At 64.0% G+C, this 23,786-nt stretch carries 19 protein-coding genes; 3 read left to right on the top strand and 16 right to left on the bottom strand.

All coding sequences use genetic code 11. The features are described from left to right. Positions 1–81: 81 nt before the first annotated feature. The 4 genes from AAE027_RS32920 to AAE027_RS32905 form a co-directional block, all read right to left on the bottom strand. Entirely contained in the window at positions 82–1,230 is a 1,149-nt protein-coding gene (locus AAE027_RS32920; RefSeq protein WP_370990061.1) for a CapA family protein, read from the bottom strand. 24 nt (positions 1,231–1,254) lie between these two features. Then, entirely contained in the window at positions 1,255–2,271 is a 1,017-nt protein-coding gene (locus AAE027_RS32915) for a ribonuclease Z (RefSeq protein WP_370990060.1), read from the bottom strand. Between the two features lie 79 nt (positions 2,272–2,350). Continuing rightward, positions 2,351–3,781, bottom strand: coding sequence for a type I glutamate--ammonia ligase (gene glnA / locus AAE027_RS32910; RefSeq protein ID WP_370990059.1), 1,431 nt, complete (start codon positions 3,779–3,781; stop codon positions 2,351–2,353). Between the two features lie 167 nt (positions 3,782–3,948). Then, positions 3,949–4,131: a hypothetical protein gene (locus tag AAE027_RS32905; RefSeq protein WP_176945507.1), complete on the bottom strand. Its 183-nt coding sequence runs from the start codon at positions 4,129–4,131 to the stop codon at positions 3,949–3,951. 238 nt (positions 4,132–4,369) lie between these two features. On the opposite strand from AAE027_RS32905, the gene AAE027_RS32900 reads away from it, so the two are divergent. Continuing rightward, positions 4,370–4,732, top strand: coding sequence for an SPW repeat domain-containing protein (locus tag AAE027_RS32900; RefSeq protein WP_176945519.1), 363 nt, complete (start codon positions 4,370–4,372; stop codon positions 4,730–4,732). A 161-nt stretch (positions 4,733–4,893) separates the two neighbouring features. On the opposite strand, the gene AAE027_RS32895 is transcribed toward AAE027_RS32900, so the two are convergent. Next, on the bottom strand, positions 4,894–6,216 hold the full coding sequence (locus AAE027_RS32895) for an MFS transporter (RefSeq protein ID WP_370990058.1): 1,323 nt from the start codon (positions 6,214–6,216) through the stop codon (positions 4,894–4,896). Between the two features lie 510 nt (positions 6,217–6,726). Between AAE027_RS32895 and AAE027_RS32890 the strand changes: the two genes are divergently transcribed. Continuing rightward, positions 6,727–9,006, top strand: coding sequence for a ComEC/Rec2 family competence protein (locus AAE027_RS32890; protein ID WP_370990057.1), 2,280 nt, complete (start codon positions 6,727–6,729; stop codon positions 9,004–9,006). A gap of 139 nt (positions 9,007–9,145) precedes the next feature. On the opposite strand, the gene AAE027_RS32885 is transcribed toward AAE027_RS32890, so the two are convergent. The 6 genes from AAE027_RS32885 to AAE027_RS32860 all read right to left on the bottom strand — a co-directional run bounded on the left by AAE027_RS32885 (position 9,146) and on the right by AAE027_RS32860 (position 14,604). Then, a complete protein-coding gene (locus AAE027_RS32885) occupies positions 9,146–9,580 on the bottom strand; it encodes a hypothetical protein (protein ID WP_370990056.1) in 435 nt (144 codons plus the stop codon). A gap of 578 nt (positions 9,581–10,158) precedes the next feature. Next, positions 10,159–10,860: a transcriptional repressor LexA gene (gene lexA / locus AAE027_RS32880; RefSeq protein ID WP_091886069.1), complete on the bottom strand. Its 702-nt coding sequence runs from the start codon at positions 10,858–10,860 to the stop codon at positions 10,159–10,161. A 176-nt stretch (positions 10,861–11,036) separates the two neighbouring features. After that, positions 11,037–12,248, bottom strand: a complete 1,212-nt coding sequence (locus AAE027_RS32875) for a molybdopterin molybdotransferase MoeA (protein ID WP_370990055.1) — start codon at positions 12,246–12,248, stop codon at positions 11,037–11,039. Between the two features lie 222 nt (positions 12,249–12,470). Then, on the bottom strand, positions 12,471–12,677 hold the full coding sequence (locus AAE027_RS32870) for a hypothetical protein (RefSeq protein WP_370990054.1): 207 nt from the start codon (positions 12,675–12,677) through the stop codon (positions 12,471–12,473). Between the two features lie 155 nt (positions 12,678–12,832). Next, positions 12,833–13,456, bottom strand: coding sequence for an HAD family hydrolase (locus AAE027_RS32865; protein ID WP_370990052.1), 624 nt, complete (start codon positions 13,454–13,456; stop codon positions 12,833–12,835). Between the two features lie 14 nt (positions 13,457–13,470). Continuing rightward, a complete protein-coding gene (locus AAE027_RS32860; RefSeq protein WP_091885725.1) occupies positions 13,471–14,604 on the bottom strand; it encodes an alpha-hydroxy acid oxidase in 1,134 nt (377 codons plus the stop codon). A 318-nt stretch (positions 14,605–14,922) separates the two neighbouring features. On the opposite strand from AAE027_RS32860, the gene AAE027_RS32855 reads away from it, so the two are divergent. After that, positions 14,923–16,260 carry a S41 family peptidase gene (locus AAE027_RS32855; protein WP_091885720.1) on the top strand — a complete coding sequence of 446 codons (1,338 nt, stop codon included), beginning with the start codon at positions 14,923–14,925 and terminating at the stop codon, positions 16,258–16,260. 214 nt (positions 16,261–16,474) lie between these two features. Here AAE027_RS32855 and AAE027_RS32850 read toward each other — a convergent pair whose 3' ends face one another. The 5 genes from AAE027_RS32850 to AAE027_RS32830 form a co-directional block, all read right to left on the bottom strand. Further along, entirely contained in the window at positions 16,475–19,195 is a 2,721-nt protein-coding gene (locus tag AAE027_RS32850; RefSeq protein ID WP_370990050.1) for a bifunctional diguanylate cyclase/phosphodiesterase, read from the bottom strand. 321 nt (positions 19,196–19,516) lie between these two features. Continuing rightward, positions 19,517–20,029, bottom strand: coding sequence for a cyclic pyranopterin monophosphate synthase MoaC (gene moaC, locus AAE027_RS32845; RefSeq protein WP_370990049.1), 513 nt, complete (start codon positions 20,027–20,029; stop codon positions 19,517–19,519). Position 20,030: 1 nt separating this feature from the next. Beyond that, positions 20,031–20,852 (bottom strand): indole-3-glycerol phosphate synthase TrpC, encoded by an 822-nt coding sequence (gene trpC / locus AAE027_RS32840; protein ID WP_370990047.1) that lies wholly within the window; start codon positions 20,850–20,852, stop codon positions 20,031–20,033. Positions 20,853–20,859: 7 nt separating this feature from the next. Further along, positions 20,860–21,873, bottom strand: a complete 1,014-nt coding sequence (gene trpD / locus AAE027_RS32835; protein ID WP_128933520.1) for an anthranilate phosphoribosyltransferase — start codon at positions 21,871–21,873, stop codon at positions 20,860–20,862. Between the two features lie 14 nt (positions 21,874–21,887). Then, positions 21,888–23,786 carry a SurA N-terminal domain-containing protein gene (locus tag AAE027_RS32830; RefSeq protein ID WP_370990046.1) on the bottom strand — a complete coding sequence of 633 codons (1,899 nt, stop codon included), beginning with the start codon at positions 23,784–23,786 and terminating at the stop codon, positions 21,888–21,890.

Genomic DNA, 23,786 nt, shown 5'->3' with positions numbered 1-23,786 from the left:
GATTGGGTCGGCTGCCCGGCGGGGACGCAGTCCCAGTCGCGCCGGCCCGCCAATTCTATCGGGGAGTGCTTGTTACGAGAGTCAGGTCGTTGCCCTCTGCGCGACACATGCAAGCTGCTGTTCGGATTCAAAAATAACCCTCGTTCCGAACGGCCGGCATTCCCTATCCAGGGTTTGCCGGATCCATTCAATGTCGCGCCGCGATGGAATGGAGAGACGAAAGTTCTTGATCTGCATGGGAACCAGTTTGAGCGCATGGAGGCTTCCGCTGGTTGGATCCAGGTCGGCGAAATACATCAACGCCAGGTCGTCGCGGTAGCGCTCGTAACCACGGATCCCCTCATAGTCGTTCAGAAAATCACCGCAGCCATAGAGTATAAGGCGGTCTCGATAGATTTCGATCGCTCTCGGATGGTGCGAAGAATGCCCGTGAACGATCGACACGCCTGCCTTGTCGACCAGGGCCCGGGCAAAAATCCTCTGCTCATCGGGAATGTCATATCCCCAATTGGATCCCCAATGGATCGACACCACCGTGAGATCGCCCGGCCTTCTGGCCGCCATGATCTGGTCAGCGACCTCGAACGCGCTCGCCCTGCTGAGGTCAGGCAGCAGGTTGACGCCCGGAGTGTCTGACATTGCAACCCACTTGAACGGGATTCCGCTCGATGTCGATCCGAACGCAAAGACCAGGAGCCGCGCGTCGGCAAGGCTCAGCACTGCGGGTGCGCGCGCTTCCCGATCATTGCGGCCTGCGCCCGCCGCCTTGATGTTGAGCTTCTGCAAAGTCGTCAGCGTCTCTACCAGGCCGGCGCGGCCCCAATCGAGCACATGGTTGTTGGCCAATAGACAGCAGTCGATCCCCGCGGCCGCGAGACACTCTGCGTTCTCGGGGCTCATGCGGTAGTTGATGCCCTTGTTCGCGCGGTCGTTGCTGCCCGTCACAGCCGTTTCGAGATTGATGATCCGCGCGTCCGGCTGCATGGACTTGAATTGGTCCAGTGCAGCGCCCCAGGCGTAGGACGATCCATTGCGCCGCGGAATAGGCCCGTTCGCCTGCTCGGCGAGCAGCACGTAACCCGCCGCCGATCGCATGTAATCTTCGTAAATCTCGGGGCTACAGGGGTGCGCCAGCACCTGGTCGATGCCGCGGCCGCACATGACATCTCCGCATAGGAAGAGCCGCACCGGTTTCCGACACACCGCTGGCAGTTGTCGTTCCTCGGACATGACTTTCCACTCCGGTCCTGCCGCTTAGCTCTTTGCGTCAGGTGCGAGATGCCTGAACGCCGCCATCACCTCGGCCAGCATCCGCTCCTGCTCTCCCGCATAGCGCGGCGAGAAGTGGAAGGGCTCGACGCGGCGCACATTGGCTTCCCGTGCGATTTCTCCGGCAGCCGTGGTTGTAAGATGAGCCCGCTCATTCGCCAATGCGGCGTCGGCCCCCGCAAACGCCGCCTCGATGAAGAGGATGTCTGCATTCTGAATCAGCGCCACGATGGCGGCGCGATTGGCCGGCGTGTCGGCAACATCGGTTACATAGGCAATTTTCTGGCCCGCAGCGACCGTCACGAGATCGCGCAGGCTGGCGAGCGGAACGAGGCGATCTGACGTTGCCGTTTCATTGATGCGGATCAAATGATCGTCGGCGCGACGCTCGACGATGGCCTTCTTCAGCGACAGCAACCAGGGACCGACGGGCAGTCCGCGCTCCAACAGCCGGTTCTTCCATACGTTGACATGCGCTGCCTCCTGCAGCGCAAAGGCGAGGCAGGGCGTGCCATGTTCAAGGATCGCGGCGGACACGCGATGGGTCGGTTCATCGCAGAGTACGCCGCCAAAGACCTTGCGAGAGACTGATGGCTCTGCTGCGAACGCCTTCCTCAGGTGGAACCGCGTGGTCGAGATGGAATCCGCCGTTCCGAGTTCGCTTACATCGAAAACGAGATCGCAGGGATAGGTTTCGACCAAGTTCCAGCAATAGGCCTGAAGCTTGTGAAAGACGTGCTCGGCAAAGCCGGACGGACCGAACAGCTGCACCGATTTCTCATGCCCGACGAGCAAGCGAAGCAGATGGTCGAAGCCCACGAAATGGTCAATATGTGCATGCGAGACAAAGACCTGGTCGACGCGCCGTATCCTCCGCGGCGCTAGTGAAGCAATCTCTCCGACATCGAACAGCAGACTTCGCTTTTCGAACAGCGTTTCGACATAGACCGTCGGGTCGCCGTAGCGACCGTTGACCAAGCTCGGATGGAAAAGTGGTCGCATGGCAAACTATTCTGCTGCAACAGCGCCCGATGGATTTCCCGCATTTAGCCAACGTTGATGAATCCGCATCCGACCGCTGTCAGATGTCGTAGTAGAGGTGGAACTCATAGGGATGCGGTCGCAGCCGGATCGCATCGACCTCCTTTTTTCGCTTGTAGTCGAGCCAGGTCTCGATCAGGTCGGCCGTGAAGACGTCGCCGCGCAGCAGGAATGCGTGGTCGCGCTGGAGTGCATCGAGCGCCTGATCCAGCGATCCCGGTGTCGACTTCACTTGCTTGGCTTCGGCCGGTGGCAGGTCGTAAAGGTTCTTGTCGATGGGGCTGCCGGGGTCGATCCGGTTGTCGATACCGTCGAGGCCCGCCATCAGCATTGCAGCAAAAGCCAGGTAGGGATTGCAGGAGGGGTCGGGCGAACGAAATTCGACCCGCTTTGCGCGTGGATTCGGCGAGTACATTGGAATTCGGCAGCAGGCCGAACGATTGCGTTGGGAGTAGACCAGGTTGATGGGAGCCTCATAGCCCGGCACCAGGCGCCGATAGGAGTTGGTCGTCGGGGCGCAAAGCCCGCACAACGCCCAGGCGTGGGTCAGGAGGCCGCCGATGTAGTAGCGGCCAAGCTGGCTCAATTCGGCATAGTCGCCCTGGTCGTAGAACAGGTTGGTCTCGCTCTTCCACAGCGACTGGTGCACATGCATGCCCGAAGCGTTGTCCTCGAACAGCGGTTTCGGCATGAAGGTCGCGGTCTTGCCGTGCGCATGCGCGGTATTCTTCACCACATATTTGTAGATCATCAAATTGTCGGCCATGCGGGTGAGGGTTGTGAAGCGCATGTCGATTTCGTTTTGGCCGCCAGTTGCGACCTCGTGGTGATGAGCTTCGATCTGGATTCCCAGCTGCTCCATGGTCAGCACCATTTCGGTGCGTAGCGCCTGCATGCTGTCGGTCGGAGGAACGGGAAAATATCCCTCCTTAGGGCGCGGCTTGTGCCCCAGATTCGGCGCTTCCTCCGCGCCGGTGTTCCAGCTGCCTTCACTGGAATCGATCTCGTGCATGGCGTAATTGATGCCCTGACCGTAGCGCACCTCGTCGAAGACGAAGAACTCCGCTTCCGGGCCGAAGTAACTCGTATCGGCGCGACCAGTGCCCTTGAGATATGTTTCAGCCTTCTGGGCGACGTAGCGTGGATCGCGGCTATAGGATTGGCTGGTCACGGGGTCGCGGATGTTGCAGATGAGGACCAGCGTCGTTGCCGGACTATAGGGGTCGACGAAGGCCGTCGTCGGATCGGCGACGACCAGCATGTCGCTCTCCTGAATCTCCTGGAAGCCGCGGATCGATGAGCCGTCGAACCCGATGCCCTCCTCGAGCGCATCGACGCTCACCGCGCTCGGCGGGACGGAAAAATGTTGCCATACCCCCGGCAGGTCAGTGAACCGCAGATCGATCATCTGGACCTTCTCGTCCTTGATCGCCTTCACGAGATCTTCGGCCGTCGCACATTTTGGAAACATGGCTCGCTCCCAGCATCGTGGAGATGCGCGTCTTGCGGGTCGCGTTGCCGTTCAGCCGCAGCCGAACGGCTTGCGACGGATTGTAGTCATACTCTGTGTTGCCGCCCCTCCAGCCTCAATCCGGCTTGGCGGCATTTGCGGTCAGGCGGCTACGCACGCCGGCTGCTTCAGCTTTGATGAGGCCCGCGCATCAGCTTCATGGCGTCTTCGATATGCCGCCAGGTCTTGGCCAACTCGATCTCGCCCTTCGACTCGAGATCGATGGCGTTCTGGGCGGCTTCCGCAATGGCCTTGGGACCATGGGCTTCCAGCAACTGCCGCGCATAGTCGTGGATTTCGATTTCTCGCATGGCGTCACCTCCCTCTTGTCCCGGGCGCAACGCTAACGAAGTGCGGCCGGGACGATAGACGTCGACACCTGTCAAGCGCGGCTAGTCTGCATCCTGGTGCAGGCCCTCGCAAGGGCCCTTCCGGGGCATGGGCCGCGAGGATTGGATGCGGCTTCTGTCGCGGCAACACGGCGCAGGTCGGAGGGATGCATTTTCTCAGCTGCGCCACCATCTAACCGGGAGAGAGGAGGTGAGCATTATGCGCATCCAACATTGGCAAGACGCTGCCAGCCTCCTGGTTGGCCTGTGGCTGGTTCTTTCGTCCTTTATCCTGGGCTTGTCCGGGGCGCCTGTCTGGGTCTCCATCGCACTCGGGCTCGGCGTCATGCTGTTTGCCATCGAGGCACTTTTCATCCCGTCCTATCTGGAAGAATGGGGAGAAATGCTGGTGGGCCTGGCTCTGCTACTGGCACCTTGGACCATTGGCTATGAGCCGGTATCGGCAACGGTGAGCAGCGTGCTGTCCGGCATACTGGTGATCCTACTCGCTGTCTGGGAGCTGATGACCGATCGCGACTTCAGCACCTGGTGGCACGATCGTTGGCATCGCCTGGCCGGCTGAGAAGCGGTGCTAGTCGGGCGCTTGCCGACCGCCATTTGCTGGCGGCCGGGAGTTCGAGATCGGCTCGCTCGGGCGCGGTGCCGATGGGAACGATCGTCACTGCGCCTCGAGACGAACTCTGGTGCAGGGCCCCGCGGTCCTGCACCGGGATCATCAACCCATCACAATGCAGCTCTCGGCTCGATCGGCTCCCAGATGCTGATCTTGCGCGTTTCCGGCATCAGGAAGACGGCAAGCACGAAGCACACCGCGGGGACCACGATCGGATAAATCAGCGCATAGCCGATGCTGCCGGTCGCGGCGAATGCCGCCGACGTGATGAACGGCACCAATCCGCCACCCCAGCCATTGCCGATGTGATACGGCACCGAGACTGACGTATACCTGATCCTGGCGGGAAAGAATTCCGCCAGAAACGCGCCGACCGGCCCGTATACCATCCCGACATAGCAAACCAGGATGAAGATGATGAAGGTCGCGACCGGATAGTTGACGTTTCCGGGCTGCGTGACAGTCCCCAGCCACAGATACAGCGGATAGTACGTGATCGCGGCGAGCAGCATGCCGCCGAGGATCACCGGCTTGCGGCCGATCAGATCCGACAGCCAGCCAAAGAGGATCAGGCTCGGCGTGGCAATGAGCAGTGCGGCGCCCACGATGTAGGCGGAGGTTAGCGGGTCCACCTTGGAGACCTGCTGCAGGAAGTACAGCGCCCAGAACTGACCGCTGTACCAGACCACGCCCTGTCCGATCAGGACCACAATTGCGATCCCGATGTATTTGATGTTGGAGCTGAGGAAAGCCTCCTTCCAAGGATTCCTCGTCATCTGGCCGCGGGACCTGATCTCCTGGAAGATCGGCGTTTCCTGGAGCTGGAGCCGGATGTAGATCGCAATCGCCACCAGCAGGAAGGACAGCAGGAACGGAACGCGCCAAGCCCATTCGTCGAAGGCCTGGTTGCCGGCATATGTCCGCGTGAGGATGATGACGGCCAGCGACACCACGATTCCGAGAGTAGGCGAGGTCTGCAGCCAGCCGGTATAATAGCCGCGTCGATCGTCCGGCACATGTTCGGCGACGTAGGTGATGGCGCCACCATATTCGCCGCCCAGGCACAGGCCCTGGATCATGCGCAGGCCGAAGAGGACGAACGCGGCCGTCAGACCAATCGACTGATAGGTCGGGATCAACCCGATCGCCCCCGTACCGAGTCCCATTCCGCTGAGCGTAATGAGAAAGGTGTATTTGCGGCCAACCCGGTCACCCATCCATCCGAACAGGAAGGCGCCCAGCGGACGGATGAGAAATCCTGCCGTGAAGAGCGCGATCGTGCTGAGGAGGGCGGCAACCGGGTGGGATTGCTCAAAGAACTTGACCGATAGAACTGCAGCCAAGCTGCCAAAGATGTAGAAATCATACCATTCGATGATGTTTCCCACCGATGCAGCGATGATCACGCGGCGAAAATCACTCGGTACCTGCATGTGCGACTCCTATGGTTTCAAGACGTCTCCTCGCTTGTTTCAGCGATCGATCTTCTCGCGGGGAGAGCGTGATGCGCGGCGTCGCAGGCGCCAATTCAAAGAGTTGCGTCGGCAACGTCTGACTTCAGGCGCACTTTCGCGCCACCTGAGAAGAGCTCCGGCGGCCTTAGAACCGCGAGCCACCACTGCCTTGCCCGTCCTGTCGGGGAGGCGGGGAACCGTAGTGTAATCCCACCTCGGGCCGGCAACTTATGAGACTTTCGGCTCAATCGATCTGTCGCGGGGCGTTTGCCAACGAGATCGCAAGGGCTCGAATACTTCGCGACTTCTGGTCAAAGACGTCTCAGGCGTTGCGAGCAATCCAGAAGAGATGCCAAGGCGGCGGTCGCCGTGACGATGGAAGGGGAAATGTAGGGCGCTTCGCAGCCTGTTCCTGATCCGTACCGCTATTCGCACAGCCGCACGTTCCGGTAGCCTCCGCAGCCGTCGCGTAGCGTAAGGTGCAGGGAAATGGCGGAGCCGGGCCGGCCGGTGCGCTCCCAGGGAGTCGCAGGAACGTGGCCCGTTGGCCGCGTCACACCGGCTGGCGGCGTTGTGCCGGCGGGCTTTGGTGCGTGGCCCGCGATCGTCGAGACGCTGCGCGAATGGGCGCGCGCTGAGGCCGGCGCCGGGCGGCTGTTGCCCTGGGTGCCCGTCGCCTTCGGCACCGGCATCGCGCTCTATTTCGCTGCCGATCACGAGCCCGTGCTGTGGGTCGTTGCCGCGACGGCGGCCGCGCTCATGCTCGGCGCTGTCCTGCTGCGGCGGAGCCGGCTGTTCGCGCCCGCGATCATGATCGCGGCGGTGGCGGCGGGTTTTGCCATGGCGACGTGGAAGACGGCGCGCATCGCCCATACCGTGCTGGCCAAGCCGCTCTATTCGGTGTCGCTGTCGGGCTTCGTCGAGACCCGCGACATCCGCGAGCGCACCGATCGCTTCGTGCTGCGCGTTACCGCGATGGAGGCGCAGCGCAGCGACGTCAGGCTGGAGCGCGTGCGCCTGTCGGTGCGCAAGGGGACGGCGCCGGAGGTCGGCAGCTTCGTGCAGCTGAAGGCGCGCTTGATGCCGCCGATCTCTCCCGTGCGCCCGGGCAGCTACGATTTCTCCCGCGACATGTTCTTCCAGGGCATCGGCGCCTCCGGTTTCGTGATGGGCGCGATTACGGCTTCAGTGCCGCCGGATGGCGGTGGCCTGCGGCTGCGCTACGCGGCCTTCATGCAGGGCCTGCGCGATGCGATCGACGCGCGCATCCGTGCGACGCTCGAGGGCGACAACCGTGCGATCGCGACCGCGCTGCTCACCGGACGGCGCGATGCGATCACCACGCCCGTCAACGACGCCATGTTCATCTCGGGGCTCGGCCATGTGCTGTCGATCTCCGGCTATCACATGGCGGTTGTCGCCGGTGTCGTGTTCTTCGCAGTGCGTGCGCTGCTGGCACTGGTCCCGGGGCTGGCGGCGGGCTTTGCCATCAAGAAATGGTCGGCAGCTGCAGCGCTGGTGGCGGCCGCGTTCTATTTGCTGCTGTCAGGCGCGGAGGTCGCAACGCAAAGATCGTTTTTCATGACGGCGGTGGTGCTGATCGCGGTCATGGTCGATCGCCGCGCCATCACCTTCCGCACGCTGGCCGTGGCCGCGCTGATCGTGCTCGCGGTCGCACCGGAAGCGCTGGTGCATCCGAGCTTCCAGATGTCGTTTGCGGCAACGCTCGGGCTGGTGGCGCTGGTGCAGATCGGCATGCCGAACCTGTTTGCTTCGCCCGATCATTCGGCGACCGCGCGCATCGCCCTGTGGGGCGGCCGCGAGATCGCGATGCTGTTCCTGGCCTCGCTGATCGCGGGGCTTGCGACCACGCCCTACGCCGCCTTCCACTTCCACCGCGTCACGCCGTACGGCGTGCTCGCCAATCTTGGCGCGATGCCGGTGGTTTCGGCGCTGGTGATGCCGGCGGGCCTGCTGGGATTGCTCGCGGCTCCCTTCGGGCTCGACGGCGTGTTCTGGTGGCTAATGGGGATCGGGATCGACTGGATGGTCGCGGTATCGCGCTGGGTGGCGGCACTCCCGGGCGCAGTCGGCCGCATCCCCGCCTTCGGCATCGCGCCGCTGATCGCGGCAAGCCTCGGGATCATCGTGATGGGCCTGTTGCGCACACCCTTGCGCTGGTCTGGTGCGCTGATGTTGTTGGCTTCCATTGCCTGGGGGCTGTCGGTGCGGCAGCCCGACATCCTGATTGCCGGAGACGGCGCGAGCGTCGCGGTGCGGGGCAGGGACGGGCACTTGCATGTGATCCGGGCGAGCAAGGACGGCTTTCTGCTTAGGGAGTGGTTAGCTGCCGACGCCGATCCGCGCGACGCCGGGAGTAGCTCGCTGGCCGATGGCGTGTCGTGTGACGAGGCGGGCTGCGTGACGCCGCTCGCCGACGGGAGGCTGGTTGCGCTTTCTTTGCGCAGCGACGCGCTGGCTGATGATTGCAGCCGCGCCGCGCTGGTGGTGACGCGGCGGCCCGCGCCGCCGGATTGTGCGGCGATGGTGGTCGATCGGCAGCGTCTCACCAGCCAAGGCGCGCTGGCGTTGACGCAGCGTGGTGACGGTTTTGCAGTTCAAGCTGTGAGAGCGAGAGGCTCAAGCCGCCTTTGGCTCCCGGCCGGCGCCGGCGAGGGTGATTTCGACGGGAGCCTCGCGCCGAAGGCGGCTACGGCCCGCAACCGGGACGCGACTCCGGCGGAGACCGACTTGCAGGCCGACGATTAAGGCCAGACGATTAAGAACAAATGCGAGGAGTTGGTCCGGGTCCAACCGGACTTCCGCAGAACATAAATCATACCATCTCGCCGGCCTCGGCCGGCGATGGCATTTTCAATCCTGGCCCGACCTGGTGGCCAGGGACGGCTCAGCCGATCGGCAGACGCGTGATCGTCGGCCGGCTGTCGGCATCGATCTGCGGCTTGTGCTCGCGCTCGCCGACCGGCTGCGTCACCGGCAGTTGCAGCACGGTTGCGCGCTGGCCTTCGACGAGCTGCGTCACCAGCACGTATTTGCCGTCGGGGAATTCGATCGCGTCATGATGGCGATCGGGAACGTGCGGATCGATCTTGCCGAACTTGCCGACGCGGGAGTTGATCGTGCGCGTCCAGATCCAACGATTGTCGTAACGGACGTTGTCGGCGAAGGCGAGCTCCGTTCCCGGCAGCAGGCAGACGGCCACGGTCGGGTCGGCCGCGGAAGCAAAACCGCGCGTCGAGGTGCCGCGGAACGTTGTCGACACGATCGTCTCGCCGACTTCGGCGGGGCGCGATGCAACGGCATGCAGACTGTAGTCACACATCGGGTGCTCCTATTCGAAGATAGCAACCCGCGCCTCTTTCGGAGGCGCAAGCCTCTATCAGAGTGGAAGCACGTAACGTTCTGCTTGGTTGTGGGCGAATCTGCGGCTGGCGTCAGCAGGATGCGATCACATTATCTTTCCCGAATCCGATAGGAACAAAGTTCGCTTTAGTGCATTTAGCGGATGCGAGCGTCAGCGGCCTGCGGGCGCCGACCATCCGGGATATGGCCAACTCGGCTGTGGCTGTCGCGCGACGGCATTTCGGGCGCTACGGAATTGCTCGGTCGTTGTTGCGTGCGCCGACTTGCGGGGATGGTGCTGCGATTGTGCTGCGAATGCTTGCGCTGCCGATGCAGCGATCAGCATACTGGCGAACGCGCTCAAAACGATCCTGCGCATCGTTGTCTCCTCGATCTCTTGAGCCGCAAAGCGATGAGTGCTTCGGGCAGCATGTCGAGGACATAGCGCTGGGAGAGGGGCCAGATAATCTGCCCAAGATCAGAAAGACTATCCAGCTGGAGCGGACAATCCGTCCGCTCCAATCGAAATCATTGGTATCGAACGACCGCTGGGTCGTCTCAGTACTTGCGGTACAGTCCGATCAGCTTGCCCTGAATCTTCACCCGGTTCGGCGGCAGGATGCGCACCTCGTAGGCCGCGTTGGCGGGTTCGAGCGCGATCGAGGCGCCGCGGCGGCGGAAGCGCTTGAGCGTCGCTTCCTCGTCGTCGATCAGCGCCACCACGATGTCGCCTGTATCGGCGCTCTCGTTGCGCTGGATCAGCGCCATGTCGCCGTCGAGGATGCCGGCCTCGACCATCGAATCGCCGCGCACTTCGAGCGCATAGTGTTCGCCCGAGCCGAGCATGTCGGGCGGCACGCTGATGGTGTGACTGCGGGTCTGCAACGCTTCGATCGGCGTACCGGCTGCGATGCGACCCATCACGGGCACCGCAACGGGACGCTCGCCCTCGTCGGCGGGCGGACTGGAGCTCGCGCGCACCTTGCCGAGATTGCCCTCGATGACGCTTGGCGTGAAGCCGCGGCGGTTGCCGGCGGCGGCCTGGAGCTCAGGCAGCTTGATCACCTCGATGGCGCGAGCGCGGTTGGGCAGGCGGCGGATGAAGCCGCGCTCCTCGAGCGCGGTGATCAGGCGATGGATGCCCGATTTCGAGCGCAGGTCGAGCGCATCCTTCATCTCGTCGAAGGAGGGCGGCACGCCGCTTTCCTTCAGACGCTCGCTGATGAACCGCAGAAGCTCGTATTGTTTGCGCGTTAACATCTCGACCAAAGTCCCCCGGTTGATGTCGTTCGATTCCGAGACGCTGAATTGGAGCGGCGAACCGCTACATCCTCGAAACAAATCATGAACGGACACTATATGTTCGATATGTGTTCCGCAACTGCTTAATTTTGCGTGAACACGGCAAAGTTCGCGGAACACGTGTGGTGGTGCGCTCAGACGGGCAGGCGCAACACCTCGCAAGGCGAGCCGGCTCCGGCCTTCGGCGCGAACGGTGCGCGCACGAGAAGTGCCTGTGCCGCAGCGAGATTCGCAAGCAGCGAGGAATCCTGGTGATTGACGGGAATGGCCACCAGCGTGCCGTCGTCGCGCTGTTCCAGACGTGCGCGAAGATAATCCGCGCGCATATCGTTTGCGCCCACATCGCGGCCGAGCACTGCGCGCTCATGGCGGTGATGAATCACGGATCGGCCCGACAAGGCGCGAATCAGCGGCACCATGAACAGGAAGGCGCACACATAGGACGACACGGGATTACCCGGCAGGCCGATCACGCGCATCGCACCGAGCCGCCCATGCATCATTGGCTTGCCCGGGCGCATCGCAATCTTCCAGAACGCCATCGAGACACCTTCGTCCCTCAGCGCCTGCTGGACCAGATCGTGGTCGCCGACCGATGCACCGCCGGTCGTGACCAGGATGTCGGCGCCGCTCTCGCGGGCGCGGCGGATGCCGGCGGTGGTGGCCTCCAGCGTGTCGGCGGCAATGCCGAGGTCGATGGTGTCGGCCCCCTCGCTGCGGGCGAGCGCGTGCAGGGCATAGCCGTTGGAATAGACGATCTGGCCGCGGCCGGGCGTGGTGCCCGGCATCACCAGTTCGTCGCCGGTGGCGAGGATCGCGACCTTCGGGCGGCGGCAGATGGCAAGCTGGGGGTGGTTCATGGCGGCGGCGAGCGCGAGGTCGCGCTCGGTGAGGCGGGTTCCCTTGCGCAGGAGCACGGCGCCTTCGGAGAAGTCGACGCCTGCGGGGCGGATGTGCCGACCGGGAATCGCGGCTTCCTTGATCGTGATGCGCTTGCCGTCCGCGACCGTATCCTCCTGGATCACGACCGCGTCGGCACCGTTGGGAACGACGCCGCCCGTGAAGATCCGCACGGCTTCGCCGGCGCCGACCGTTCCCACGAACGGACGACCCGCCGCCACCTCGCCAATCACCGTCAGCTGGGAATCGATTGCCCCCGCGCCGGCCGCGCGCACGGCATAACCGTCCATCGCGGACATTGCTTCCGGCGGCTGCGTGCGCAGCGCCGCCACGTCGCGGGCGAGCACACGGTGGAAGGCCGCGTCGAGAGCGACCATTTCCTCGGCCAGAGGCTCCGCGCCGGCAAGCACGGCGGCAAGCGCATCGGAAACCGGCATGAGAGCCACGGCGAAAACTCCTGCTCGCGGACGAATTAGCAGGAAGCCTTCTAGCCGAGCGCGAGCGCAGAGGCAAAAGAGCGGCCGAGAGCGACGATCATCCCGACGACGCATTCGCAGGCAACGAAGGCGACGTCAGGCCCGGCGCGACATGATCTCCAGGACGAGGCAGATTGGTACCAGAGTGGCCATGGCTAGGACGAGAATGACCAGAGCCACGGCCAGCATCGATCAACTCTGCGTCTGTTCGCCCGAACTGACGCCAGGCGTCACGTCCGGAGCTTTGGGGCCCTGATCCTTATCCGGCAGCGGATCGGCCTGTGATTTCAGGTCGGCGGCCTTGCTGATGAGCTTGGCGGAGAGGCGCGAATCCGAGGTGGTTCTGGCGAATTCGAGCAGCAGAGAAGCTTGCTTTGTGAGGTAGGCTTTGCCCAGCACGAGAATAGTCCGATGTAGAAGTCCCAACGGATTCATAGAGTCCGGAGGAAGTATTTCTGTTCCCGGAACTTTGTACAAAAATGCACAGAGTGATTTGGTTCCGCATCCCAAGCGGATTTGGTCCCGGGAGCCCGACCGGGTCCGGCCGTCGGCAGTCAAATTCCCAATGCTCGCAAGGCGTTGCCGACATCGTCGGGCGAGGTGACATGCACCGCCGTCAATCCGCGCGCCCGCGCCCCTTCGACGTTCTCGGCAAGGTCGTCGAAGAACACGATTCGGCTGGCCGGCACGCCGATCGCCCTCACGACATGGTCGAACGCCTCCGCATCCGGTTTGCGCAGGCCGATGCTGGACGACAAATAGAGCTCGCGGAAATGCCCGAGCACGTCCGCATATTCCTTCGAGAAATAGTCGACATGCGGCCGGTTGGTGTTGGAGAAGACATAGAGCGGCATCTGCTTGGCAGCGCGCGGCAAGAGCTCGGCGATATCGGGCATCTCGCCGGCGAAGATCGCGTTCCATCCCTCCAGAAACTGCGCATCGGAAATGCCGATCCCGAGCGATGAACGCAGCGATTGGAAATAGTCCTCGTCGCTGATCTTGCCGACCTCGTGCAGCCGGTAGGCCTCGTCACGCACATAGCGCGCGACGATGGCCTCGGGCTGGCAGCCGGCATGTCCCGCCCAGCAGGCGATCGCCTTGGAGAAGTCGATGTCGAGCACCACGCGTCCGAGATCGAACAGGAGCGCATCGGCGCTGCCGGGAGAGAGCGAGGTCATCGTGTCCTTTCACTTCAGTATCGATAGGGGTCGTGGTCGAACAGCGGGAACGCGCTGAACACGCTCGGCGCATTCGTTGCGGTCGCCTGATGCAGGCAGGACTTGTCGACCTCGGCGAACGAGGTGGCACCCAAGAGGCCGAGGCAGCGCAGCACTTCATCCTCCAGCAGTTCCAGCATTCGCATCACGCCGGCTTCGCCGGCCGCCGCCAGCGCCCAGCATTGCAGCCGGCCAATGCCGACGATGTCGGCGCCCGCCGCGATCGCCTTGACGATGTCGGTGCCGCGGCAGAAGCCGCCATCGACCATGATCTTGGCGCGACCCTTCACGGCCTCGACGATTTCAGGCAGCACATGCATGGCGCCGCGGCCGTGATCGAGCTGACGGCCGCCATGGTTGGAGACGTAGATCCACTCGACACCATGATCGATCGCGATCTGTGCGTCCTCGGCGGTGGCAATGCCCTTCAGGATCAGCGGGATCCTGAATTTGTCCTTGATCATCTTCACGGTCCGCCATTCCAGACCCTTCTGGTAGTCACCGCCGGTCGCGCGCAGGCGGCTTTCGCGAACGTAGCGCTTGGCGATGTCACGTTCGCGACGGCTGTAATGGGCGGTGTCGACGGTCAGGCAGAATGCGGCATAGCCGTTCTTCTCGGAGCGGCTGACGACATCGGCGACGAAGGCATCGTCGCCGCGGACATAGAGCTGATAGAGCCGCAGCGCGTCGGGCGCTGCCTCGGCAGTCTTTTCCAGGCCGGGCTCGGACACCGAGCTCAACATGTGCGCCGCACCGAAGGTGCCGGCGGCGCGCGCCACGCTTGCCGCACCATCGGGATCGAAGATTTCGAGCGCACCGACCGGGGCGAGCACCACCGGCAGCCGCATCCTACGGCCGAGTTGCTCGACCGAGCCGTCGACTTTGCGAACATCGCGCAGCACGCGGGGGCGGAAGGCGATCTCGTCCAGCGCCATCCGGTTCCGGCGCATCGTGGTCTCGGTCTCGGCAGCGCCGACGATGTAGTCCCAGGCATTCTGGTTGAGGTTGGCGCGCGCTTTCCGGATGAATTCGTGCAGGTTCTGGAACGGCTCGTTGCTGGCGCCGAGTTCGACGTTCCTTTCCGGCCGGATGCGGGGCGCGTCGTTCATTGTTGTCCTCCCGAGAATTTGAAGTCTTATCGCCATCGCCTATCGCGTCCGGCCCTGCAAACCATCCTAAAATCGCATAGCTGCGAAGCGTGGGCGGCCGACCGATGTCCGCTTTGCGCAAAGTGGTTTCGGAACGTTGCCAAAAGTTTAAGCCGCGGCGAAGGGATTTCTGCGGCGTACCGCCGGCACGGCAGGCCGGCCTTGAAGAAACCAGAATGGTGTTGTGAGACGTGACTTGGATCGCCATTTGCATGGCGGCTTCCAAGCCCGAGAGACAAGCCCCTCAAGAGAACCGCTAAGCAAAAGGCCAGTCAATCCATGCGGAAAAACCTGCTGTTCCCCCTGGGCGCGCTCACGGGAGCGTGTCTGACCCTTCTGGTAGCCAGTCCCCACGGCGGCGTGTGGGCGGCACGGGCGGCGGCGAGCGCGGATGATGCCTATTCCCAGCTCAACTTGTTTGGCGCAGTGTTCGAGCGGGTCAAGGCGAACTATGTCGAGAAGCCCGACAATGCCAAGCTGATCGAAGGCGCGGTCACGGGCATGGTGACCTCGCTCGACCCGCATTCGCGCTACATGAACGCCAAGGCCTGGACCGAGATGCAGGAGACCACCTCCGGCGAGTTCGGTGGGCTCGGCATCGAGGTCACGATGGAGGATGGCCTCGTCAAGGTCGTCTCGCCGATCGACGATACACCGGCCTCGAAGGCCGGCATCATGTCCGGCGACCTCATCAGCAAGATCGACGGCGAGGCCGTGCAGGGCATGACGCTCGAGCAGGCCGTCAACAAGATGAAGGGCCCGGTCGATACCAAGACCAAGCTCACCATCGTGCGCAAGGGGGCCGACGCGCCGCTCGACGTCGCGATCACCCGCGAGATCATCCACGTGCGCCCGGTGCGCTTCCACGTCGAGAACGGTGACATCGGCTATATCCGCATCACCTCGTTCAACGAGCAGACCACCGACGGCCTGAAGAAGGCGATTGCGTCGATCTCCAAACAGGTCCCGTCGGAGAAGCTCGCAGGCTATGTGATGGACCTGCGCAACAATCCAGGCGGTCTGCTCGACCAGGCCGTCTCGGTGTCGAGCGCATTCCTTCAGCGCGGCGAGGTCGTTTCGACCCGCGGGCGCAATCCGGAAGAGACCCAGCGCTTCACGGCGCATGGCGGCGATCTCACCAAGGGCAAGCCGCTGGTGATTCTGGTCAATGGCGGCTCGGCTTCGGCTTCCGAGATCGTGGCCGGCGCACTCCATGACCACAAGCGTGCGACGATCATCGGAACGCGCTCGTTCGGCAAGGGCTCGGTGCAGACGATCATTCCGCTCGGCGCCGGCAACGGTGCGCTGGCGCTGACCACGGCGCGCTACTACACGCCGTCGGGCCGCTCGATTCAGGCCCAGGGCATCGCGCCCGACATCGAGATCCTGCAGGATGTGCCGCCCGAGCTGAAGGGCCGGATGGACACCATGGCGGAATCCCAGATGCGCGGGCATCTGCAGGCCGCCGACGGCACCGAGCAGACCGGATCACAATCCTACGTCCCGCCGGAAGAGAAGGACGACAAAGCCCTGCATACGGCTTTCGACTTCTTGCACGGCGTCACCGCGAATGCGGTTGCCGCGAAGCCCGGGTCAAAGGCGGCGGTGCCGAACTAATTCTTGCGACGTCTGGAATCGCCCGGGAGTGGATCACCGCTCCCGGGCGATTTCGTTTTGGGGCCGCCGTCTCAGGTCGGGTTCATGGCGGCAAACGTTGCTTCGTAGCGGCCGTCGCGCTCGGGCCAGCGGCGAGCGCGGTCATGCTCCTCCAGCACTTCATCGCGGGGACGAAGCCGTCAACCCGGAGGGATCAGGCCGTTCGGCCGAAGACCTAGCCTGCCTCGCGGCGGCGGATTTCCTCGCCACCGCGCTGGGCGAGACGGCTGCGATGCAGCGCGAACAGCTCCAGCATCTTGTCGGCGGGTTTCGCGGCACTGAACAGATAGCCCTGCATCTCGGAACAGCCAAGCGCGCGGAGCAGGCGCTGCTGCTCTTCGGTCTCGACGCCCTCGGCCGTGGTGGTCATGCGGCGGGCGGCCGCGAGGTTGACGACGGCCTGGACGATGCTGGCGGAGCCATCGGGGCCGGCGATGTCTTCGACGAAGCAGCGGTCGATCTTGATCTTGTCGAAGGGGAAGCGGTGCAGATAGCTCAGCGACGAGTAGCCGGTGCCGAAATCGTCCAGCGCAATGCGCACGCCGATGGCGCGAAGCTGGTGCAGGATCGCGAGCGCTGCGTCGTCGTCGCGGATCAGCACGGCCTCGGTGATCTCTAGCTCGAGCCGGCTCGCCGGCAAATTGGAGGCGGCGAGGGCGGCCATCATCTTCAGCGCCAGCGTGCCGCTCTTGAACTGCACCGGCGAGACGTTGACGGCGAGGCGAATGTCGTCGGGCCAGTTTGCTGCATCCCGGCAGGCGGTCGCCAGCACCCATTCGCCGATCTCGTTGATCAGGCCGGTGTCTTCGGCGATCGGGATGAATTCGGCCGGTGAGACCATGCCGCGCTCGGGATGGCGCCAGCGTACCAGCGCCTCGCATCCGGTGATGCGGTCGTCCTTCAAGCCGAGGCAGGGCTGGTAATAGACCTCGAGACCGCCATGGACGATGGCGTGGCGCAGGTCGATCTCGAGCTGCCGCCGCTCGCGGACCTTGGCGTCCATCTCCGGTTCGAAGAAGCGATAGGTGCGGCGGCCGGCGGCTTTGGCCGCATACATCGCCATATCGGCATTCTTCAGGATTTGGTCCAGCGCGGTCCCGTGTCTCGGTGCAAGGGCGATGCCTATGCTGGCGTCCGTGGTGAGATGATGGCCCATGCAGTCGAACGGCATGCGAATGGTCTCGAACACCCGCGCGACGAGCTCGTTGACCTCCTCAAGCGATGTTACTGCGCTCTGTACGATGGCGAATTCATCGCCGCCGAGCCGCGCCACGAAGTCCATTGGACCTGCGCAGCGGCGAAGGCTCTGTGCGACCGATTTCAACAGCTCGTCGCCGACGAGATGACCGAGTGCATCGTTGACGCCCTTGAACTCGTCGATGTCGATGTAGTGCACCGCGATCTCTTCACCGTCGGCGATGGCACCCAGCTCTTCGCGCAGATGCTCGTGGAACATGGCGCGGTTGGGCAGGTCGGTCAGCGCGTCGAAATGGGCGAGGTGGGTGATGCGTTCCTCGGTCCGCCGGCGCTCGGTGATGTCCTCATGCGTCGCGACCCAGCCGCCGTCCGCGAGCGGTTCGTTGACGATCTGGATCGAGCGGCCATCGGAGGTGTCGACCACCATGGAGTTGCGCAGGTGGATGTCGCGCAGCACGCGCGCAACGTAGTCGTCGACATTGCCGGTGAACGAGCCCGTCGCCTTGCGATGCGCGATGATGTCGTGGAAGCTGCAACCGGGCTTCACGGTCTCGACCGACAGTCCGTACATCTCGATGTAGCGCTGGTTGCAGATCACGAGCCGCCGCTCGGCATCGAACAGCAGGAGGCCCTGCGTCATGTTGTTGACGGCGCGGTCGAGCCGCTGCTTTTCCAGCGTCAGCCGTTCCCGCGAGAGGCGGTGCTGCTCCAGCAGCTTGCGCACGACCGCGATCAGCACGCCCGCGATGGCGAGTGCGGAAGAGGCGGCGACCGAGATCAGGATGCCGATCTGCTCGCGCCAGTCCGCCAGGGCCGCCGCGCGCGTCATGGTGGCCATGATCAGGATCGGAAAGTGGGGCAGGGCGCGCGAGGAGATCAGCCGGTCGTCGCCATCGATAGGGCTCACGAAGCGGCCGGCGAAGTGATCGAGCCCGAAAACCCTCTGATGCGAGAACGGGCCGGTCTTGAAATTCCGCCCCATCAATTCGCTGGAAAGGGGATAGCGGGCCAGCAGCGTGCCGTCTCGATGCAGCATCGAGATCGACGCGCCTTCGCCGAGCACGACGGAAGCGAAGAACTTCTCGAAATTGGCGGGCTCGATGCCGCGCCCGACGACGCCCAGGAACTCGCCGTTCGGTCCAAGGATCTTGCGGACGATCAGGATGGTCCAAGCGCCGGAGATGCGGCTGTGCAGCGGCTCGATCAGTACGTCAGGCGAATAGGGATCGTATTTGAAAGTCCGGAAATAGGCGCGATCGGCAACGTTCAGGTTCGGGGCCGGCCATGCCGTCGACGAGTTGACCAGATTACCTTCGGCGTCGATGACGTTGACCCCGCCCATGTAGGGCAGCGCCTCGATCTTCGAGCGCAGCATGCGGTGGATGTCCTGCCCCGAGAGGCGCTTGCGATAGTCCTCCACATTATTGATGCCGGTTGCGCGGACGTGGTCGACGAAATCCTTCTGGATGACCGCGAAATCCTGCAATTGCTGGTCGAAATGATGGGCGAGCATCAGCACGGTGTTTTCCAGCTCGCGGCCGGAGTTGCGCAGCGCGCGTTCGCGGAAATTCTGCGCCATCAGCGTCGCGCCAACGGCGATCGCCGCGATCAGCAGCGTGCCGCCCACCACCAGCCAGCGGATCGGGCCGCTGCGGGCGAAGGCCTGGTCAAAGAGGCGACTGCCGAATCTCGTCATCATGCTGGATCATTGCCGTGCACACGCCAGGATCAATTCTTGGCCCCGGAAACATCCGTTGGTTTACGGGAACGGTGTGGAGGCGAAGTTAGGAAGCGCGGTTAACGCGATATGAACGGCCGGGCACAAAGGCAACCGATGCGCGCGACGCAAGACGTGCAGGAATTGCCGAGGGCCTTCCGTGATGCCGATCAATTCCTGCCGGCCGTGCCGCGATCAAGCAAGGCTTAACTATCTAACATGTAGGCGGTCCTCGAAAGCGCATTGGCACGTGATCTGCGAACACGTCTTCCAACGACACCGAGAGGGACAAGAGCGACGCGATCAGGCGCGGTAGTGGCCGGACTTGCCGCCGAGCTTCTCGACGAGATGGATGCCCTCGATGCGCACGCCACGCTCCACCGCCTTGATCATGTCGTAGATGGTGAGGCAGGCGACCGAGACCGCCGTGAGCGCCTCCATCTCGACGCCGGTGGGACCAGTGACCTTGACGCTGGCGCGGACGAGGCAGCCCGGCAGTTTCGCATCCGGCTCGATGTCGACCGTGACCTTCGACAGCGCGAGCGGATGGCAGAGCGGGATCAGCTCGGAGGTGCGCTTGGCCGCCATGATGCCGGCGATGCGCGCGGTGCCGAGCACGTCGCCCTTCTTGGCGTTGCCGGACACGATCAGATCGAGCGTCGCCTTGGTCATGATGACCCGGCCTTCCGCCACCGCAAGCCGCTCGGTCGCGGGCTTGTCCGACACGTCCACCATCCGCGCTTCGCCGGAGGCGCCGATATGGGTGAGGGCAGGACCGGCCTTCTCGGACTTGGACTTGGAAGGCTTGCGCGCCATGTCAGCGCGTGCCCGTCGCGCGCGGTGCCGTCTCGCGCGCGAGCAGCGTGCGCGTGGCGGCGGTGACGTCGGCCTGCCGCATCAGGCTCTCGCCGACCAGGAAGGTCGACATACCGACGCGCTCGAGCCGCGCAAGGTCTGCGGCTGTGAAGATACCGCTCTCGCCGACCATCAGCCGGTCCGCGGGGATCAGCGGCGCCAGCGCCTCGCTGGTCGCAAGCGTGGTCTCGAAGGTGCGCAAATTGCGGTTGTTGACGCCGATCATCGGCGATCGAAGTTTCAGCGCGCGGTCGAGCTCGGCACGGTCGTGGATCTCGATCAGCACATCCATGCCGTAGGCGAAGGCAGCATCTTCGAGATCCCGGGCGGTCGCATCGTCGAGCGCGGCCATGATGATCAGGATGCAATCGGCGCCATGCGCGCGAGCCTCCGCCACCTGATAGGTGTCGAACATGAAATCCTTGCGCAGCACCGGCAGTGAGGTTGCCGCGCGCGCCGCCACCATGAAGTCGAGAAGGCCCTGGAATGACGGCGTGTCGGTCAACACCGAAAGGCAGGCCGCGCCGCCGGCCTCATAGGCTCTGCCAAGCTGGGGCGGATCGAAATCGGCGCGGATCAGTCCCTTCGACGGCGAGGCCTTCTTGATCTCGGCAATCAGCGCATAGTCGCCATTGGCGTGCTTCGTCTTAATCGCGCGCATGAAGCCGCGCGGTGCGGCTTGCGCCTTGGCCTGTGCCTCGACAATCGAGACCGGTTGCACGCGCTTGGCCGCGGCGATCTCCTCGCGCTTGTAGGCTTCGATCTTGGTCAGGATATCCGACATGTCAGGCTCAGCCGTTCGAGACCGCGATCAGATGTTTCAGCCGCGCGCTTGCAGCGCCGCTGTCGAGCGACTTCGCGCCGATCGCAACGCCCTCCTTGAGATCCTTGGCGCGTCCGGCCACGACCAGCGCAGCCGCAGCGTTGATCAGCGCGACGTCGCGGTAGGGGCTCGGCTTGCCGTCGAGCACGCCTTGCAGCGCGATCGCATTGGCCTCGGCGTCGCCTCCTTTGAGTGCGCCGGTCTCGCACCGCGACAGGCCGGCCTCCTCCGGCGTCACCTCGAAATTCCGGATCTCGCCATTGTGGAGCGCGGAGACGAAGGTCGGGCCGGTCAGGGTGATCTCGTCGAGGCCATCGGAGCCGTGCACTACCCAGGCGGATTCCGAGCCGAGGTTCTTGAGCACCTGCGCCAGCGGCTGCACCCATTGCCGCGAGAATACGCCGACCATCTGCCGCTTGACGCCGGCCGGATTGGACAGGGGGCCGAGCAGGTTGAAGATCGTGCGCGTGGCAAGCTCGACCCGGGTCGGGCCGACGTTCTTCATGGCGGGATGGTGGGCGGGGGCGAACATGAAACCGATGCCGCATTCGCGTACGCAGTGTCCGACCTGCTCGGGCCTGAGGTCGATTTTCACCCCGAGCGAGGCCAGCACGTCGGCGGCGCCCGAGCGCGAGGACAGCGCGCGGTTGCCGTGCTTGGCCACCGGCACGCCGGCGCCCGAGACGATGAAGGAGGCGCAAGTCGAGACATTGACCGAGCCGGAGCCGTCGCCGCCGGTGCCGACGATGTCGACGGCGTCAGGCGGCGCCGTCACGGCCAGCATTTTGGAGCGCATCGCCGTAACGGCGCCGGTGATCTCGTCCACGGTCTCGCCGCGCACCCTGAGCGCCATCAACAGGCCGCCCATCTGCGAGGGCGTGGCTTCGCCCGACATCATGGCGTCGAAGGCGGAGGCGGCTTCGTCACGCGACAGGCTGGCGCCGGTCGCCACTTTTCCAATGATCGATTTCAGGTCGTCCATCGCGTGCTTTCAACTCACTGGTTCGCGCCGGTCACCTGCGCGAAGGCGGCCTGATTAATGGTGGTCCCGATGTCGGTTTCAAGCTTGTTGACGTAGGAAGCGACCTGCTCCTCGGTCTGCGCGCGGTCGAGGCTGTCCTTCAGCTTCTTCACCGCGTCGGAAGCGGCGTCGACCACGGGTTCGACGATGTCGGTGACGCGGAAGACGATCACTTCGCTGCCGCCGCTCACGGGCGTCTGTCCGACGCCGTCCTTGGCGGTGCGGAAGGCGGCCGATACGACGGTTGCGGGTACGCCGGCAGGCGAGTCATCGCGCTTGAAGCCGGTCGCGGTCTCGACCTTGGCGCCGATCGCAGCAGCTTCATCGGCGAGCTTGCCGCCGGATTCGAGCTTCTGCACCATCTCGGTCGCCTTGGTCTTCAGCTTGGCCGCGACCTGGTCCTGGCGCCAGCGCGCCTCGACCTGGTCGCGAACCTCGTCGAGATTGCGGTCGCGCGAGGGCGTGATGGCGATGACGTCGTACCAGACATAGCCGCCCTTGAACGAGATCGAGTCGTTGTCGACGCCGACGTCGGTGTTGAAGGCCTGCGACACCACGTCGAGGCCCTGCGGAATATTGGCGACCGGCTGGCCGTTCGGGGCGCGGCCGGAACGGTCGACGGCGTCGATGGTCACCGCCGTGAGCCCGAGCTTCTGCGCCGCGTCGATCACGCTGGAGCCGCCGCCGCGCTCGTCCTCCATCTTGTCGCGGAGATCGGCGACCTTGACGCGCGCGCGCTCGGTCGCGATCTCGCGCTTGATCTCACCCGCAACGCTGGCGTAGTCCGCTTCTTTGCCCGGCTCGATCTTGTCGACCTTGACGATCGCGACGCCAAGCCCGCCTTGGATCGGCTGGCTGATCTCGCCGGCAGGAAGCGCGAAGGCGGCATCGCCAACGGCGGGATCGAGCGAAGACTTGGTCACCAGCCCGAGATCGACGTCGGAGGCGCTCAGCCCGCGCTCCTTGCCGAGATCCTCGAACGACATCCCGCCGACGAGGCGCTCGCGTGCGGTCTGCGCCTCGGCCACGTTGGGAAACACGATCTGCTGGATCTGGCGCTTCTCCGGCGTGCCGAGCCGGTCCTTGCGCTGGTCGAACACTTTCTTGGCGTCCTCGTCCGACACCTCGGACCACTTGCCGATCTCCTCCGGCGAGACCACGACGAAGGCGATCTTGCGATATTCGGGCGCGCGGAACTGGACCTTGTGATCCTCGAAATAGGCGGCGAGCGTCTCGGGCGAGGGCGCCTCGATCTGGCCTGCCTGCGCGGCGTCGAGTCTGACGAACTCAATGGCGCGCTGCTCGCTCTGGAAGCGCGTCAACGCATCGAGCATGGTTTTCGGCGGCTCGAGGCCGGCGCCGATCGTGCCGGTAATCTGCCGACGCAGCGACACTTTGCGCTGCTCGGCGACGTAGCGCTGCTCGGTATAGCCGAAATTGCGGATCACGGCCTGGAAGCGGTTCGCATCGAAGTTGCCGCCGACGCCCTTGAAGTTGGGGTCGTTCATGATGACCTGGCGGATCTGGTCGTCGGACTGGCCGAGCCCGAGCCGGCGCGCCTCTTCGTCGATGGCGGCTTCGGCGATGGTCTGCTGGAGCACCTGGCGGTCGAGGCCGAAGGCACGTGCCTGATCGGGCGTCAGCGGACGGCCGAACTGGCGGCTGATCTGTTGCAGGCGGTCGGTGTAGATCTGGCGGAACTCGTTGAGCGAAATCTCGGTGCTGCCGACCTTGGCCACCGTGGACTGCCCGAAGCCGCGGAAGATGTCGGCGATGCCCCAAATGCCGAAACTGACGATCAATACGCCCATCACCACGGCCATAATGGTCTTGCCGAGCCAGTTTGATGAGGCCTTGCGCATTCCTCGAAGCAT

The sequence above is a fragment of the Bradyrhizobium sp. DN3 genome, from assembly GCF_041357655.1.
Lineage (GTDB): Bacteria > Pseudomonadota > Alphaproteobacteria > Rhizobiales > Xanthobacteraceae > Bradyrhizobium.
The sequence above is the reverse complement of the archived record's forward strand: the minus strand, read 5'-3'. Positions and strand labels throughout refer to the sequence as shown.

Bases quoted from the DNA above. Each gene is read 5' to 3' on its own strand.
- moaC (WP_370990049.1), bottom strand. From the start codon at position 20,029: ATGGCGCGCAAGCCTTCCAAGTCCAAGTCCGAGAAGGCCGGTCCTGCC.
- lexA (WP_091886069.1), bottom strand. From the start codon at position 10,860: ATGTTAACGCGCAAACAATACGAGCTTCTGCGGTTCATCAGCGAGCGT.
- trpD (WP_128933520.1), bottom strand. From the start codon at position 21,873: ATGGACGACCTGAAATCGATCATTGGAAAAGTGGCGACCGGCGCCAGC.
- AAE027_RS32900 (WP_176945519.1), top strand. From the start codon at position 4,370: ATGCGCATCCAACATTGGCAAGACGCTGCCAGCCTCCTGGTTGGCCTG.
- AAE027_RS32915 (WP_370990060.1), bottom strand. From the start codon at position 2,271: ATGCGACCACTTTTCCATCCGAGCTTGGTCAACGGTCGCTACGGCGAC.
- AAE027_RS32885 (WP_370990056.1), bottom strand. From the start codon at position 9,580: ATGTGTGACTACAGTCTGCATGCCGTTGCATCGCGCCCCGCCGAAGTC.
- AAE027_RS32890 (WP_370990057.1), top strand. From the start codon at position 6,727: ATGGCGGAGCCGGGCCGGCCGGTGCGCTCCCAGGGAGTCGCAGGAACG.
- AAE027_RS32860 (WP_091885725.1), bottom strand. From the start codon at position 14,604: ATGAACGACGCGCCCCGCATCCGGCCGGAAAGGAACGTCGAACTCGGC.
- AAE027_RS32865 (WP_370990052.1), bottom strand. From the start codon at position 13,456: ATGACCTCGCTCTCTCCCGGCAGCGCCGATGCGCTCCTGTTCGATCTC.
- AAE027_RS32830 (WP_370990046.1), bottom strand. From the start codon at position 23,786: ATGCTTCGAGGAATGCGCAAGGCCTCATCAAACTGGCTCGGCAAGACC.
- AAE027_RS32905 (WP_176945507.1), bottom strand. From the start codon at position 4,131: ATGCGAGAAATCGAAATCCACGACTATGCGCGGCAGTTGCTGGAAGCC.
- AAE027_RS32895 (WP_370990058.1), bottom strand. From the start codon at position 6,216: ATGCAGGTACCGAGTGATTTTCGCCGCGTGATCATCGCTGCATCGGTG.
- glnA (WP_370990059.1), bottom strand. From the start codon at position 3,781: ATGTTTCCAAAATGTGCGACGGCCGAAGATCTCGTGAAGGCGATCAAG.
- AAE027_RS32850 (WP_370990050.1), bottom strand. From the start codon at position 19,195: ATGATGACGAGATTCGGCAGTCGCCTCTTTGACCAGGCCTTCGCCCGC.
- AAE027_RS32920 (WP_370990061.1), bottom strand. From the start codon at position 1,230: ATGTCCGAGGAACGACAACTGCCAGCGGTGTGTCGGAAACCGGTGCGG.
- AAE027_RS32855 (WP_091885720.1), top strand. From the start codon at position 14,923: ATGCGGAAAAACCTGCTGTTCCCCCTGGGCGCGCTCACGGGAGCGTGT.
- trpC (WP_370990047.1), bottom strand. From the start codon at position 20,852: ATGTCGGATATCCTGACCAAGATCGAAGCCTACAAGCGCGAGGAGATC.